The sequence below is a fragment of the Candidatus Omnitrophota bacterium genome (genome assembly GCA_013791745.1).
Classification (GTDB): Bacteria; CG03; CG03; order CG03; family CG03; genus CG03.
Genome location: VMTH01000036.1, coordinates 1 through 15,096 on the forward strand (window position 1 = coordinate 1; position 15,096 = coordinate 15,096).

At 48.6% G+C, this 15,096-nt stretch carries 12 protein-coding genes; 10 read left to right on the plus strand and 2 right to left on the minus strand.

Annotated elements, in window-relative coordinates:
* The first annotated feature begins 300 nt into the window (after window positions 1–300).
* From FP827_01555 to FP827_01580, 6 genes are all read left to right on the plus strand, one after another.
* The gene (locus tag FP827_01555) at window positions 301–714 is read left to right on the plus strand and encodes a peptide chain release factor-like protein (GenBank protein ID MBA3051770.1); all 414 of its coding nucleotides are present in this window, start codon (window positions 301–303) and stop codon (window positions 712–714) included.
* Window positions 707–1,348 (plus strand): hypothetical protein, encoded by a 642-nt coding sequence (locus FP827_01560; GenBank protein MBA3051771.1) that lies wholly within the window; start codon window positions 707–709, stop codon window positions 1,346–1,348. The genes FP827_01555 and FP827_01560 overlap by 8 nt, the downstream gene beginning before the upstream one ends.
* Complete coding sequence (locus FP827_01565; protein MBA3051772.1) at window positions 1,324–2,136, plus strand: glycosyltransferase family 2 protein; 813 nt, start codon at window positions 1,324–1,326, stop codon at window positions 2,134–2,136. Before FP827_01560 ends, FP827_01565 begins: the two co-directional genes overlap by 25 nt.
* Entirely contained in the window at window positions 2,126–2,641 is a 516-nt protein-coding gene (locus FP827_01570) for a hypothetical protein (GenBank protein MBA3051773.1), read from the plus strand. The genes FP827_01565 and FP827_01570 overlap by 11 nt, the downstream gene beginning before the upstream one ends.
* Window positions 2,628–3,695, plus strand: coding sequence for a DNA photolyase (locus FP827_01575; GenBank protein ID MBA3051774.1), 1,068 nt, complete (start codon window positions 2,628–2,630; stop codon window positions 3,693–3,695). Before FP827_01570 ends, FP827_01575 begins: the two co-directional genes overlap by 14 nt.
* Window positions 3,696–3,944: 249 nt before the next feature.
* Window positions 3,945–4,631, plus strand: a complete 687-nt coding sequence (locus tag FP827_01580; GenBank protein ID MBA3051775.1) for a hypothetical protein — start codon at window positions 3,945–3,947, stop codon at window positions 4,629–4,631.
* A gap of 19 nt (window positions 4,632–4,650) precedes the next feature.
* On the opposite strand, the gene FP827_01585 is transcribed toward FP827_01580, so the two are convergent.
* On the minus strand, window positions 4,651–8,262 hold the full coding sequence (locus FP827_01585; GenBank protein ID MBA3051776.1) for a hypothetical protein: 3,612 nt from the start codon (window positions 8,260–8,262) through the stop codon (window positions 4,651–4,653).
* Window positions 8,259–11,741, minus strand: coding sequence for a hypothetical protein (locus FP827_01590; protein ID MBA3051777.1), 3,483 nt, complete (start codon window positions 11,739–11,741; stop codon window positions 8,259–8,261). The genes FP827_01585 and FP827_01590 overlap by 4 nt, the downstream gene beginning before the upstream one ends.
* Before the next feature lie 303 nt (window positions 11,742–12,044).
* Here FP827_01590 and udp point away from each other — a divergent pair, with 303 nt between their 5' ends.
* The 4 genes from udp to FP827_01610 form a co-directional block, all read left to right on the plus strand.
* Complete coding sequence (gene udp / locus FP827_01595; GenBank protein MBA3051778.1) at window positions 12,045–12,797, plus strand: uridine phosphorylase; 753 nt, start codon at window positions 12,045–12,047, stop codon at window positions 12,795–12,797.
* Window positions 12,798–12,822: 25 nt separating this feature from the next.
* The gene (locus tag FP827_01600; GenBank protein ID MBA3051779.1) at window positions 12,823–13,452 is read left to right on the plus strand and encodes a hypothetical protein; all 630 of its coding nucleotides are present in this window, start codon (window positions 12,823–12,825) and stop codon (window positions 13,450–13,452) included.
* Window positions 13,453–13,545: 93 nt separating this feature from the next.
* The gene (locus tag FP827_01605) at window positions 13,546–14,709 is read left to right on the plus strand and encodes a hypothetical protein (protein MBA3051780.1); all 1,164 of its coding nucleotides are present in this window, start codon (window positions 13,546–13,548) and stop codon (window positions 14,707–14,709) included.
* A partial coding sequence (locus tag FP827_01610) for a hypothetical protein (protein ID MBA3051781.1) occupies window positions 14,706–15,096 on the plus strand: 391 nt, incomplete at its 3' end. The genes FP827_01605 and FP827_01610, both read left to right, overlap by 4 nt.

Sequence of the window (15,096 nt, forward strand, 5' to 3'; positions counted from 1 at the left end):
CGCGAGTTTTCCTGAGCGAAGTCGAAGGGAAGGCGAGCGCCGCGAGGGGCGGCCCGCGAGAATCCGCCGTCAGGCGGATTACTTGTGGGCGAATCCTGCATTGCCCAATTAAGTATGCTGAGCAAGCCAACTGCTTGGCTTGCGTCGGGATTCGAAGACCGCAGCGATGCGCGAGTTTTCCTGAGCGAAGTCGAAGGGAAGGCGAGCGCCGCGAGGGGCGGCCCGCGAGAATCCGCCGTCAGGCGGATTACTTGTGGGCGAATCCTGCATTGCCCAATAAGGTAAATGAACCTAATTAAGATGATAAACACGAATAAAGTCACGGCTCTTGAAAAACGGCTCGCCGCACTCGGCATAAAGGAAACAGATCTTGAGGAAAAATTCACCCGCGCTTCGGGCCATGGCGGGCAAAAGGTCAACAAAACATCCTCATGCGTATTCCTCAAACACATCCCCAGCGGTATTATGGTGAAATGCTCCGCGGACAGGCTCCGGGAGAGCAACCGCTTTTTCGCCAGAAGAATACTCGCAGATAAGATAGAAGAGAGAATCAAGGGCGCGAAGAGTGAAAAGGCGCAAAAAATCCATAAACTCAGAAAACAAAAAAACCGGAGGTCAAAAAAAGCGAAAGAAAAGGTACTGCTGCTGAAAAGGATCAAATCGGAAAAGAAACAACTCAGAAAAAAACCGGAAGGACAGATGGGCTGTGACTGAATTCGGAGAAAATTGCTGCGGGTGCGCTGCGCTTATAACACCCATCGGCATTCTCGCGAAAAAACTGGCACACGAGCTGACGGGCCTTTCCCATTTCAGCACGCCTGGCTGGTGGAAAGGCTGGAAAGGCAGCCTCGCCGGAAAAGAACTGTGCGTTATAGACTGCGGCACGGGTGAAAGGGCCGCTGACTGTATATTGTTTCTCAAAGAATCAGGGGTAAAAAAAATATTCTTTTTCGGATTTGCCGGGAGCGTGAACAAGTCCTTAAGCCCCGGCACTTTCTGCTCCGCTTCGGCATGGGCCGGCGGAGCGTCATTCGAGGAATTCTCACTGAGCCTTCGTGAAGGCAAACTGCCGCGGAAAAGCGCGCGGCCTTTCAGATCCGGGCAAACGAAGACAGATAAGAGCAAAATCATTTACACACTCCCCTCTCTTTTCTTGGAGAGTACCATCTTTGAAAAACTGGCTGAAGAAGGTTTTGATATGGTGGATATGGAAACCGCTCACGCCGCTTTCGCCGCGCAGGGAACAGACACAAGTTTTTTTTATTACATAAGCGATTTCCAGATGGAATTTATAAAAACAGATATGAAAAAATTAACTGACGCATGCCTGAAATCAGTGTTATTGTAACAACCTGCAACAGAAAAGATTTTGCGTTAGAGGCGGCCGCGAGCGTCAGAAAACAGACCTGCGACGATTATGAACTGATTATAGTCGATGATGGATCAAGCGATGGAAGCCGTGAAACCCTGCCCCTAAAAGCGGACAAATATATTTTTCAGAAAAATTCGGGGGTGAGCGCCGCGCGCAACACCGGATTTAAAGCATCGTCCGGTAAATATATCTGCTTTCTGGATTCTGACGATTTGTGGATGAAAGACAAGCTTGCCGTTCAGCTTGATTTTATGAAGAAAAATCCTTCCATGCCGCTGTGCTACACCGGGGAAAAATGGCTGAAAAACGGCATTCATAAAAATCAGAGGAAGTGTCACTCAAAAAGAGGGGGCGACATTTTCAGCAAGTGCCTTGAAATGTGCATAATATCGCCGTCGTCAGCCATGATACGCAGGGAAACGCTTGAACTGCTGAGATTTGACGAAAAACTGCCGGTTTGCGAAGATTATGACATGTGGCTAAGAATATCGTCGGAACATAACATCGATTACATTCCCCGCGAGCTGATCATAAAACGCGGCGGGCATCCGGACCAGCTGTCGGCGAGAGAGCCGGTCATGGACCGTTTCAGGATATATTCCATCGTCAAACTCCTGAAATCAGGGCTGAGCGCTGAACGCGCAAACTTGGCAAAAGAGGAACTCAGGAGAAAATGCGCGATAGTCAGAAGCGGCGCGCTGAAAAGAACAAAACCCTGGCTGTGGGCTAAATACAGCCTGATATCACTCATATATGGCAGCTGATTTCCCCCGGGACCTTGCGGAAAAAATAGAAGCGCAAAAAATAAGTTACGGCGCCGCGCTCTCTCTGCGTTTCCTCGACGAAACGGGCAGAGAAGCCGCATGCGCGTTCCTTGAAGAACTCCGGCCGAGCAGCTCTCTCATGAAAGAATTCGCGCAACACATGGTCGATATATCCAAAAAAGACGGCATAACGGCCGGCGAAATCATAGACGGCTTAAAAGATATCACTCGGGCGAGGAGCTCAAGAAAAATAAAAACAGAAAAAGTCCGTCACGCCCTGCGCGTGCGGCGCTTTCCCTTATTGACAGAAAAAGAAAATGAATTAAAAGACGCGGTCAAAAAGCTCTCGCTGTCACAGAATCTGTCCCTTAACTATCCCGAAAATATGGAAGGAAAAAAAGTGTCTCTCGTCATACGTTTTAAAAACATCGCGGAACTCCAAAAAAGCCTTGATGAAATAAAAAAGAAATCGGATCAGCTTGATGAATTCCTTGAAATTCTCTGAAATATATTTCACGCCGGACGCGGAAAACCTCACCCTGAGCAAAAAAATATTCTCTCTGTTCAAAAGCGCACGGAAAATACCGGTGGCATCCGCGAAAGAGCTTTATTTCGCTCCTCAAAACACCCCGGAAGAAGTGACACGCGCGAAAAAGGCCCTTTTTCTGACGGTGAAAAAAAACAATTTTATAGAAAAATGCCCCGGAACAAGAGGGCATTTGTGCTGTAATTATTTCGTGGCTAAAAATATCCTCGGCTGTCCCGCGGACTGCTCTTACTGTTATCTCCAGGCCTATCTGAACACACGCGCCATAACGGTTTTTGCGAATACCGATGATTTCCTGCGGGATTTTGAACGCGCGGCCTCCCGACAGACGATCAGGATAGGCACAGGAGAATTCTCGGACAGCCTGCTCATGGATGATGTCGTCAATGTGAACAAAAGCCTGATCGAGATAAGCTCGAAGACAAATTCGCTGCTGGAGCTGAAAACAAAATCAGCGGATGTTAATAATATCCTGAAACTGAATCACCGTGAGCGAACCGTGATGGCATGGTCGCTCAACCCCCCGGAACTTTCTGAAACGGAAGAAAAAGACACCGCCCTACCCCTCGAACGCATAAACGCGGCAGCCAGATGCGCGGAGAACGGCTATCCCGTCGCTTTTCATTTTGATCCCCTGATTTATTTTGAGGGCTGGGAAAAAGCCTATAATGAAATCATAGAACGGCTCTTCACCGAAATATCACCGGAACATATCGCGTGGGTAAGTCTCGGCGCTCTGCGGTATGACCCTACGATAAAACCCGTTGTTTATTCGCGCTTTCCGGATTCTAAAATACTCTGCGGCGAATTCATACGCGGCGATGACGGTAAAAACCGCTATCTGAAATACATACGCATGGAAATGTTTTCCAAAATCCGGGCTATGCTCGAAAAACACGGGCAGAATATGCAGGTCTATCTCTGTATGGAAAGCCCCGAGATATGGAAACAGTCCTTCGGAAAACTTCCCCATGATATCCCCCGCCTCGATCCCATTTTCAAAACCCCCTGAGTGCGGCGACTACTGTATAAATACCGCCAAAAGTTGCTTTTGAGCGAAATAGGAAAATTTAGGAGAAAAAATCGTGAAGAAATTCCGCGTGTCTGAGACCCGGCGATAAGCCGGGGCGAGTTGTGGAATTTTAGATTTTTTATCCGCTAAGAATTTTCCGTCTAGCGAAAAAGCACTTTTGGCGGTATTTATCAAACAAATGCGAATTATATATTGAAAAGACTTTGCGGAAATGGTAGTATCAATTGTATGAAGAAGCAAGCAATTCGCGTTAAAAACAGGCGGCGGGGCTTTACATTGCCGGAAGTCATGCTGATCGTAGCTGTCGCGGCCATACTTACAATAAGCGGCGGCCTGAAATTTGTCCAGCTGCGCGACAACATCCGTATAGACAGGGCAAAAGCTCAGATGAAAGTCCTGCAGATAGGCCTCAGGATGTACTACGCCGATGTCGGCCTTTTCCCGATACGCGCTAAAGTCGGCAACGGCATCGGTTATGACGGTTTAGCCGACTGGCAGGATTATCTTCTGACCGGCGCACGGCCGGGAACAAGTTCAAATGACGAGGATATGGTAAATAATGACACCGGTCTGCCGCCTTTTGATAATAGAATCGACAACTGGCACGGCAAATATATCGACGAGCAATCCATACTGACCGATCCGTGGGGAAACAGTTTTTTGTACATCAACTGCACGCATCAGGATTCAAGAAAATCAGGAATTCTGTGCTGGGGGCCGCGGGGATACACCGGGGCCGGCGCCGGAACCGACTGGGCTAATTATTTCAAGAGCAACGGAACGGGGTTTTCATGGGCAGCCGGCACAAAAGATATAACCGACCCCCCTGACGATGAGGGCTTTTCGGTTTTTTACAGAGGCGGTAACCCCGCAAACGCTAAAACCGACTTCATCATGGTCCTCTGGATGGAATAAAAAAAACGGCCTTGCTTCTTTATCCGAAGATTTTTTTCAGTATTCCCTTTTTTGATTCTTTAAGTTCTTTTTCCAAATTCTCTATTTCCATCGCCAGCTCTTTACGCGTGGCATCGGTGAGATAGAATTTATCCAGCAGTTCTGTCCTTTCGTTATGCCATTCGTCGCGCTTTCTGTCAAATTCAGAGAGCTTTCTGTTTATAGACGATTCATATCTTATCCTTTCGTCTTCCCTGCTGTTTTTCTCCCTCTCAAAAAGCGCGCGCAATGTCGCCAGCTCATTGCTAAGAGAGTCTTTCGCCATGCCCACCTGTGAAACACGCAGTTTGTAATCGTCCCGGACAGCGTTTTCACGGGCGTAAAACTCGGCTTCGGCCGCCGCCTTCTCTTTCTCGTAAAGCTCATTGCGGCTCTTGATGCTGTTTTTCAGATTCTCTATTTCAATACCGCGTTTCTCGGCGTCAAACTGCGCCTGTTTGAGTTTTTCGCTGAAAGCATCGTAGGAAACCTTCATGGCGGCGAGATCATCAGCCATGAGATTTTTTTCGTTTCTGAATCTGCCGATAATTTCTTCTTTTTCAGCAAGGGAGTTTTTCAGATTAACAAGGGCATTGTTAAGATTTTCTCTCTCCGAGGCGAAAGCCTCTTTTGTCCTGAGCAGTGCGTCTGTGGCGAAATGCTCGGAGGCGGCGATCCTGTTCTCCCTTTCGTTGAGCGCGCTCTCCTTAACCTGCAATTTTTCGGCGTGTACACTTTCCGCAACCAACTGTCTTTCCAGAGAATGTATTTTTTCGGCCGCGGCCCTCAGTTCGCTCTCGCGCTCCGAGAGCCGTTTCTGCCACTCGATGGCGATGAGCTCTTTGTCATTATTGGCCTTTTTAGCGACAGCGTCTATTTTCTGCAGCTGCTCGCTTGTTTCTGTGAATTTGTTGTAATACTTGCTGACCTCTTCCCTGAGCCTGTCTCTCTCCCTTAAAAACTCAAGTGTCTTTGATTCAAGCTCATTCTTCCGCCGGCGCTCGATCTCGGAGACCCTATCCTGCAGAGCCGCTATCTCTTCTTCCCTGCCCGACAGCTTATTCAGGAGATCCTTTTTTTCCGTTTCAAAAAATTCTTTCAGCTGGCGATCTTTTTCAGCAGACATCTCCTTAAAACCCCGCAGAGCGTCTTCCCTGTTGTTTATTTTGATCTCCAGGGAATTCTTTTCGCTGATAGCGCCGGAAAGCCTCGCGTTAAGTTCCCTGGTATCTTCCTCGCTCTTCTTGACCAAAAGAGCCTTATCGTTCTCATATAAAGAATTAAGCTGCGATATTTTTCTGTCTTTCTCGCCAAGGATCTCATTCAGTTCGCGAACCGAAGCCTCCGTGTGGATGCGGATCTCCTGAAGTTTCTTTTCCAGCCTCTCCGTTTCCTCAAGCAGTTTAGACCTTTCCTCGGCGAAGGAAGAGTCCCTGCCTCTAAGCTGTTCTGAATATGCCTGTGACGATCGCTCGTTTTCCCTTGAAAAACTTTCAAGCTGCAGGCGAAGCTTTTCCTGTAATTTGGATATCTCGAGTTTGAGACCCGATATCTCTATCTCGCGGGATTTTATCTCGGATGAGAGAGCCGCTTCCCGCTCCCTCATCCTCGTGTCCGCGAAACCGAGTTCCGTTTCCCTCGCTTTCAGCGCCGCATCAATAACGGCTATCTGCTTTTCGGCGCGGGCGCTCATCTTGTTCTTTTCGTCTTCTTTTTTGCTAAGCTCCTGCAGGAATCTTTCCCGCTCCGACTCAAACTGACGGCGGGCGGCGAAGATCTCGTCTTCAAATTTGTGACGGATTTCCGCAAGCTCCGTCTCTTTCATCCGGGATGCCGCCTGTATCACGGATTCTTTTTCGGAAAGCACTTTTTTAAGCGCCTCTATGTCATTTTCCTTCTCTTCAAGAGTTTTGGCCAGTTCTCTGGACTGACTTTCAAAAAGGGATTTGAATTCCGTGAGCTCGTTTATCCTGGCGTTGAATTTCTCCACCAGTTCGCGCTCTTCCCTGCGTTGAACTGTTTTGACATCTTCTATTTCATTGAATTTCTCTTTCTGTTTAGCAAAGATCTCTTCTTCCGCGAATTTGAGGCGCCGGGACCAGTCGGAATTGACCTCGTTGATCTTATCCGCCAGGCCTCTTATCTCTTCTTCCCGAATAGCTGTTTCTTTTTTATATTCCTCGTCGCGTCCGGCGAGCATAACCCTCGCGCGCTCGGCGGAGACCTTCAAATCCTCTATCTTGGATGTAAAATTACTCCGCTGTGAATTGAGCTCCCTTGTCAGTTCCTCAAGTTCCCGCTCTTTTAGAAGCAGCGTCTGGGCAACACGCTCTTTCTCATCGGCGAGACGCTGAAAACGCTGGGCCTCATCAGCCATGCGTTTTTCAAAATTTTTCTTTTCTTCTTCCAGCCGCCCTTTTAAAAAGCGTATCTGCTCGGAGGACTGATCAGCGACAGCCTCAAGCTCTCTTGTTTTGGAATCCAGGGCGATGCGGAAATCTGCCTTGTCTTTCTCTATCTGTTTCTGGAGAGCGAATATCTCATTGTCTTTCTGCCTGATATTTTCTGAAGCCGTATTCCTCGCGTTTTCAAGCTCGGTTTCTAGATCACCGGCCTTGTCCTCTAACTCTTTTACGCGCTTATCTTTTTTCTCAAGCCTCACGGACCATTCATCTCTGAGCGAATTCTCCCTCAGAACGGATTCCGCCCTTATGACATTTTCGGATTCCTCAAGTTCCAGGATACGCCTTGACCGTTCCGCCAGATCCTTCTCGTATTGCTTTTGCGAATCCGCCTGCAGTTTTCGGGTATCGGATAACCTCTCATTAAACTCTTTATCCGCCGCGGCGTACTTTTTGGAGATATCGCTCACATCCCTGTCTTTAAGCTGCACCTGGGCGGCATAATTGGCTCTTTCCGCCTCAAGCGAAGTCTTGAGCTTAATTATCTCATCTTTCAGATCCATGATTTTGTTATTAAGCTCATTCTCGCGCAGCACATTCTCGCCCCTGACAAGGCTTGTTTCTTCTTCCGCGAAGGTCAGTTCGCCGCTCAGGCTGTCCAGTTTTTCTCTCAATTGGGCTATATTTTTCTGGTAATCCGATATTTTCGTCTCATGGCTCCGTATACGCTCTTCTTTTTCAGCCCGTAAAGCGCCCTGATCATCTTCCTGTTTCTTCCGGATAAAAGAAATATTCTTCTCCAGGGCTTCTATCTGTCTGAGCAGGTTCTCTTCCCTCTCCACAAATTTACGGCGCTCATGCTCCTGGTCCGTCACCGCTTCGGATTCTTTTACGGCGAGTTCCGCATAAAGGGAATTTTTCTCGAGCTCTCTGTTGTTCAGGAGTTCTTCCCAGGTTTTTCTGTCTGAGGCGTACTCGTCTCTGGCCTTTTCAAGCTGCGATTGCAAATCCTGAATGCGGGCCATCAGGCTGTTTTCCCTTTCCTTGAATTCCGTGCGCAGAGCTATATTGGCGGTCGTGGCCTCAAGCAGTTTTTCCTGATGGATATTCCTGGTTTGATCCAGAGAGTTTTTGAGAAATTCTATCTCGGAAAGCATATTTTCCTTCAGCTTGCCCAGTGAAGCCGGTTCGCGTTTGTTTTTATCCATCATAAGCCCTCATTGTCACTGTGCATTCCCGATTTAAAAGATTCAAGGCGCAGGCGGATTGAGGAAAGTTCCTCCTCAAGAGCCCTGTTAATATCCGCCAGCTCCCGGATCTCATTATTCAATTTTATCTTGTCTCCGTCAAAATTATTTTCCGCCTGGCGCAGCCGTTCGGCGAAATTATCCGCGAGGATCTGTTTTTCCAAAGCGGCTTTTTTGCGCTCTTCCCCGAGATCCTCTCTCAGGACCTTGATCTCATCGCGGAAAAACGCTATTTCTTTTCCGTATTCTCCCTCTCTTTTTGAAGAAACTTTCTCATAATCCGAAGCCTTGCGGCGCGACTCGGCTTTCAGGCCGGCCATTTCCCCGGCGGCGGCATCGGCCGCCTCCTGTTTTTTCCTGGTCTCATCCTTAAGTTTCATATCGCGTATTTTCAGCTGATTCGCGAGCTGGGCCATCTGCTCTTTTGATTTCGCGGCGTCATTTTCCCTGGCTATCCTCAGCACAGTGATTTTTTCGCCCAGTTCCGCTATCCTGGCCTCAAGGGCGTTTTTCTCAGAGTTAAATTCATTTTCTCGGCCCTTAATTTCCTCGCGCAAAAGCTGACCGGCCTGCTCCAGCCCGGTTATTCTGCTGTTGAGCTGCGAGCGCATTTCTTCTTTTTCCCGCAGCGCCAAATCTGCGGCGGCGGCCTTTTCCTTTTTAAATTCCTCTCCTCTCAAGCGGAGAGCATCCTCATTTTTCTTGATTTCCGCCTCCCTTTTAAGGAGAGAGCTGTTTAATTCTTCAAACTTCTTCTCATAGTTTTCCGCGGCCGAGGCAAAGGCCTTATCTTTTTCGGCTATCAGCTCCATATAATGTTTTTTCAGATTATCCTGCGCGGAGGAAAACTCGGTTCTTTGTCTGACAATTTCCGACTTGAGCGCAGCGGCGGACTGCTTCAGCCTGTCTGTTTCGGCGGCTTTTTCTATCATAAGGACATCCGTCCTCTTTTTCGCCTCCGCTATTTCCTCCCTGAAGCCCGATTGCAGAGAATCAAGCTCCTCTTTCAGCGCCTTGTTCTCCGAAATGATTTTTTCACGCGCGTGAATAAGCCGTTCCTCGCTCTCGCTCTTCTGAGCGGAAAGATGATTGACCTGTTCCGCCAGACGGCTGAGCTCGCTGTCCTTTGCCTTCATCATATCCGCGAGATCCGTTTTAAGACGCTCGAGATGCCGGTCACGGTCCGCGATCTCATCCTGTTTTTCAAGAATCCTTTCGCTGAAGGACTGCGTAATATTCCGTTTATCATCCTTTTCTGAGGCGAGATTAGCGGCAAGTTTCGCGTTCGCGGATGAGAGCTCCGAAGACGACACCCTGCTCTTTTCCAGATCTCCCGTGAAAATAACCAGTTTCTCGTTCAAAGAGGATATCCTGTTGTTCAGAGCCTCTTTCTCCGAAACGCGCAGAGCGTTCAGCCCCTCCACCTCTTTTCTGTGGGCATTGAGCGCCGAGGCGAGATCCGACTCAACTTCCTTTATTTTTCCGGATAGCATCTCTTTATCTTCCTGGAATTTCCGGGCGTTCTGCATTATAGCCGCGCGGAGTTTATCACTTTCGGCGGCATAAGAGTCTTCTTTCTCAGAAAGCTTTCTCTGCATTTCATCACGCATCTGGAATAAAGCCGTTTCTTTATCCGAGACGGCTTTCTGCCAATCATTTTCTTTCGCCTGGAAATAAGCGTCCTTTTCCCTGATTTTCTCAGCGAACGCTTCGCCCTGTATCCTGATAGTGTTTTCAGATTCATCAATCCTGTCTCTAAACTCTTGCGCGCGAAGATTAAAATTTCTCTCGAGCTCCGTCTTTTCCTTCGCGGCCGCGTTAGAACGGATCTCTCCCTCAAGCCGGGCAGACTCCAGATCTCTCTTTAATTCCGAAACGGTTCTATCTCTATCTTCAATACCTTCCTCGTGAGCACGCTTTTCATTTTGCAGGTTCATTTCCAGCAGGGCCTTCTTCTCGGAAAGTTCGGCGAACCTCAGCGCGGATTCTTTTTCTCTTTCCTTCACGAGCATATTAAGTTCGGATATTTTTGCGGCGGCGGCCTCTTCCTGTTTCCGCGATTCCTCGGCAATACGCGAAAGCTCCCCGCGAAGATTTTTGTTCGCGTCTTCAAGGGCGGCGATCTTGATCTGCAACCCTGTTGTCTGACGGGCGGCGGCGGTTTCAATGGAGGCCATGGCCTGCTGCCTTTGAATAAGCTTCTCTTTCAGCGATGAGATTTCTTTTTCAAGAAGCTCCTGCATATGCCTTTTTTCGTCAGCGAGTGTGAGATACTGGGCGGAATATTTATTTTCCATTTCCCTGTTTTTTTCGCGTTCACGAACGATATCTTTTTCCAAAAGGGCCTTTTCTGTTTTAAGGATTTCCTCTTTCTCCAAGAACCCTGAGGCTGATTTTTGAAGCTGGGCATGCAGGCGTTCATTTTCGGCAGAAGCCTGTGACAAAGAATTCCGCAACTCGATCTCCATAGACCGTGAAACGGATTCCAGCTGGGCTATTTTGTTATTGTACGAGTCCTTTATATCCTCATTGATTTTTTTAAGTTCCAAAACGCTCGTGACGAGAATCGCGCTCTCCGAAGTCTTTGACTGCAGTTCGGATTTGAGCTCATGCTGAATGCTGTCATGTTTTTTCGCAAGTTCCTCTTCCCTGGTCTTTGAAGATAAACGAAGCTCATCAAGTTTCCTGCGGAGGGATTCGTTTTCGATTTTCGCTTCCTCCAGCGCGTTGCCCAGTGATGATCTCCCCTCAGAGGCCCTCAGAACCTCGCCCTTCAGCCTATCCTCATATTCGGACACTGTCTGCCTGTGCGCGTCTTTGAGGGCATTCACCGTATTTTTCAGAGCTTTTATATTCTGCTGCATCGTGAACTTCTCGCGCTCGAATTCGCCGCGTTCCACAGCAAACTGCGAAGTTAAAGCCAGATGATCTTCTTTCCTTTTATCATTGGCCGCGCGGATTTCAAATTTGAGGGATTCCATCTGCTTCTCAAAATCTTCCCGGTCAGCCGAAAAATTCTTTTTCAGTATCTCTATTTCATCTTCTTTTCTCTGCAGTTCGTGCTTCTCCGCGCGAAACTTCTGATTGAATTCAGACATGAGATCGGACTCTATCTCAACAGTTCTCAGGTTCAGTTTCTGTATGATGCTGTCTTTTTCGGCCAGGTCGCGGTCTATTTTCTTTTCGCGTTCGGTGAGGGCATATTCCCGCTGCGCGATATTTTTCTCACGCGCGTCCAGCTCCGAAAGCCTGGCGCGGTAAGCCCTGTTGATCTTAGCTGTTTCTATGGATGAGCGCGCCTGAAGATATGCCCTGCTTTTTTCCAGGGCCTCTATTTTTTCCCGCAGTCTCGTTGTTTCCTCTGTCTGTCTTTTATGCAGGTCTGTGACCTGCCTCCCAAGCGCTATTTTGAAGTCTTTTAAATTATCATTTTCTGGCTGCATTCATATTTCTCCATGATGCCCGCAAGGGCGGTAAACATATAGACTATTTATACATTAAAGCGCGCATGTTTGTCAATTTTCACCATATACGGACATTATAATGAAAAATGCCGGCAAAAAAGATGTTTAGCGCGGCATGGCAAAAGCCGGAATAAAAAAAATCCCGCATAAGTTCAAAACCGTATCGCCTCATGCGATAACTCCATGATTACAGATCATCGAGCTTGTGTTCAGGCGGGGCAATTTGTTATCATAACGCCGAAACCGATTTTGGTTGATTAATTTAATAGGGAGGCAACAGCTATGAGTCAGAAAGAGTATCATGTGGCATTGGGCAAGGGCGATGTGGGAAGATATGTTCTTCTTCCGGGAGACCCGGGCAGAACGGAAAAGATCGCGAAATATTTTGACGACGCGAAAGAGATCGCGAACAACCGCGAATACAGGACATTCACGGGAACTGTCGACGGTATTAAAATAAGCACCACTTCCACCGGAATTGGATGCCCTTCAACGGCCATCTGCGTTGAAGAGCTCATAAAATGCGGCGCTGACACTTTCATACGCATAGGCACCGCCGGATCACTTCAAAAAGAGGTGGGGCTGGGCGATGTTGTTATTTCCACAGCGGCCGTGCGCGAAGAGGGAACAACGCGGCAGTACATACCCCTCAGCTATCCGGCCGTGGCGGATTTCGGCGTGACGCAGGCCCTGGTTGAAGCGGGCAACAAACTGAAAATAAAATATCACACGGGCATATCGCACTGTAAAGACGCTTTCTACACCGAGGGGGCCGACATGGACGAGCTGCCTCTGTGCGGGAACACAAGAGCAATGTGGAACGCGTGGTATAAGGGAAATGTTCTGGCCACCTCCATGGAATCGGCGGCGCTTTTTGTCATTGCATCCATCAGAAGGGTTTACGCCGGAGAAGTCCTCGCCATCATAGGCCTTACCTATGATGACCAGCCCATCGCGAAAAAAGTGGGAGTGGACGAGGCCATACGGATGGCTATTGAAGCGGTGAAGATTATTGAAAAAAAACGCAATCCCTGACGCCATCGGCGGTAATTAACGCGCAATGAGAAAAAATAACGTTATATTCTTTTTTCTTTCGCTGGGTTTTGCTTTTTCAATTTTTGTACTCTCCAGAAGAATAGAGCTCGAAAAAACACTCAACATTATTGAGACGGCCGTAGATCTCACCGACATACGGCGCCTCGCGGGTATCTCCGGTAAAAGCGCCGCGGAAATAATGCCCGAGCTCAAAGATGTCGGGATCACAAGCGTCGGAGTGGAAGAATCCACCGTCCGGGAACTGAATGACAGGGGGCTGGTCATCCTCGCCGACGGCAGAGAGGTGAACAAATGGAAATACATCTTCAACCGCTCGCCCGATTTCCTCGAGTCGCAGCAAATCGCGAACAAGGCGGGCTATACCTATATCTTTACCGAAAATCCCTCTCTGGGCATGATGATCAAAACCGCGCTGCTGCTAAAACTTCCCGGAGTGTCTGTTGTCGGCACTTACACGGGGCGCTATTATCTCGTGATAGCGCGCGCGGACAAACTCACCGTGGAAAACATAGGGCTCGGGTTCTGGGAAGAAGAAGTGAACGCGGTCAAAGCGGCGGGATTCAATTATATCCTCAGGCCCAGCCATGACCCGCTGGTAACGGACGGATGGATTGAAACTCTTTTCGACAAATAGGCCGGCGATGAAAAGCTGACCGGTATTCTGCCCTCGGGAAACAGGATCCCCGGAACAGCCGAAAAACTCGCCGAGGAAGCGGAGGAACTGAACATGGCTTTCGGCACAGTGGAGTTCGCCCAGATAGCCGGCGCGGGGGAGACGGCCGCGAAACTCGGAAAGACATTCCTCTGCTTTTCCCCTAAGGGCAAAAACGCGTCGGTGAAAATTAAGGCCTGCCTGAGGAGCGTAAGAGAAAGAAATGTACAGCTCGTCTACATCCATCCCGCCGAAGAGACTTATTCGGAATTCCTCGCTTACGCCGGCGCCATCAAACGCGGCCTGTCGGAGAATTCTTTCAGGAGCGGCAAATTCACCGCTCTTCCTTTGTGGAACGGGGATTCCTACTCCTTTCTTTTTATAAGCCTCGCGACGCTTGCCGGAGCCCTCTGGCTCTTATCTGTTATAGCCAACACAGGACGCCAGTTTGAAATTGCCTATGTCGTCATAGCTCTGTCCTGCTCAATATTTTTTTCCGCTTCTACCTCATGGCGGCTTTTTATCGCGTTTCTGGCCACGGTGACATTTCCGGTGCTGGCCATATCCAAAACATGGACGAAACCGGCGCTGCCACCTCTGGCGGGAGCATTATGGCTTTTCCTGAAAGTTTCATTTATCTCGCTGCTAGGCGGGGTTTTCGTTTCGGCGATCCTCTCATCCACCGATTTTATGGTGAAGATAAACACATTCAGGGGGGTGAAACTGTCTCTTATACTCCCTCCCGCCCTGGCTTTTGTCATCCTTTACGGGCGTGAAAGGAGCTATTTTTCAACAAGCCTGAGCAGATTGTGGCACAAACGGCTCGAGGTGCGGCACCTTTTTTTCGGGATAGGCATAGCCGTGTTTCTGCTCCTCATGATCCTGCGAAGCTCCAACAAGATGAGTTTTGTGCTTCCTTTTGAAATGGAAGTGAGGGAGGCCCTTGAAAAATTTTTCTTCGCTCGCCCGCGTTTTAAAGAATTCGCCGTCGGACATCCTCTGATGATAATGGGTTTTTACTTTTATGCCAAGGCCCTGAAAATAAAAAAAATACATTTCCGGCCTCTCATCATCCTCGGGCTGATCGGCCAGGTGTCCATCATAAACACCTTCGCGCACATACACTCACCGATAGGAATATGCCTGTTCAGAACCGTCAACGGTATCGCTCTGGGGGCATTGCTGGGAGCTTTATTGATCGCCGCTGACGGCTTTTTCAAATTCATAGATCATAAGTGACCAAAAAAATATTTGCCGCCGGATATTTCGGCTACGGCAATTTCGGCGATGAGCTGATCAGGGATATTTTCATCTCACGCATGAGCGCCTGGAGCATCTCATCTATCCCCCGCATGAAAACAAAACCGTTATCAGTCTTTCTCTCGATCGCGAAGTCAGACGCTGTCGTCTTTCCCGGCGGAAGTGTTTTCCAGGATGAGACATCTACGCTGTCTCTTTTTTTCTACGCGTGTGTGATTTTTGCATCGGCCCTGCTGTCCAAACCGGTCTTTCTGCTCGATTCCGGATTTGAGGTGCGTAAACCTCTCAACAAAGCCATCCTCCGCATGGCGCTGAAACTCACCGCTTTTATAAGTGTTCGCGACTCGGCCTCTTTTGAGCTTCTGC

Coding starts and splice junctions, on each gene's coding strand:
- FP827_01570 (MBA3051773.1), top strand. CDS start 2,126: ATGGCAGCTGATTTCCCCCGGGACCTTGCGGAAAAAATAGAAGCGCAA.
- FP827_01590 (MBA3051777.1), bottom strand. CDS start 11,741: ATGCAGCCAGAAAATGATAATTTAAAAGACTTCAAAATAGCGCTTGGG.
- FP827_01600 (MBA3051779.1), top strand. CDS start 12,823: ATGAGAAAAAATAACGTTATATTCTTTTTTCTTTCGCTGGGTTTTGCT.
- FP827_01580 (MBA3051775.1), top strand. CDS start 3,945: ATGAAGAAGCAAGCAATTCGCGTTAAAAACAGGCGGCGGGGCTTTACA.
- FP827_01565 (MBA3051772.1), top strand. CDS start 1,324: ATGCCTGAAATCAGTGTTATTGTAACAACCTGCAACAGAAAAGATTTT.
- FP827_01585 (MBA3051776.1), bottom strand. CDS start 8,262: ATGATGGATAAAAACAAACGCGAACCGGCTTCACTGGGCAAGCTGAAG.
- FP827_01605 (MBA3051780.1), top strand. CDS start 13,546: ATGGCTTTCGGCACAGTGGAGTTCGCCCAGATAGCCGGCGCGGGGGAG.
- FP827_01555 (MBA3051770.1), top strand. CDS start 301: ATGATAAACACGAATAAAGTCACGGCTCTTGAAAAACGGCTCGCCGCA.
- udp (MBA3051778.1), top strand. CDS start 12,045: ATGAGTCAGAAAGAGTATCATGTGGCATTGGGCAAGGGCGATGTGGGA.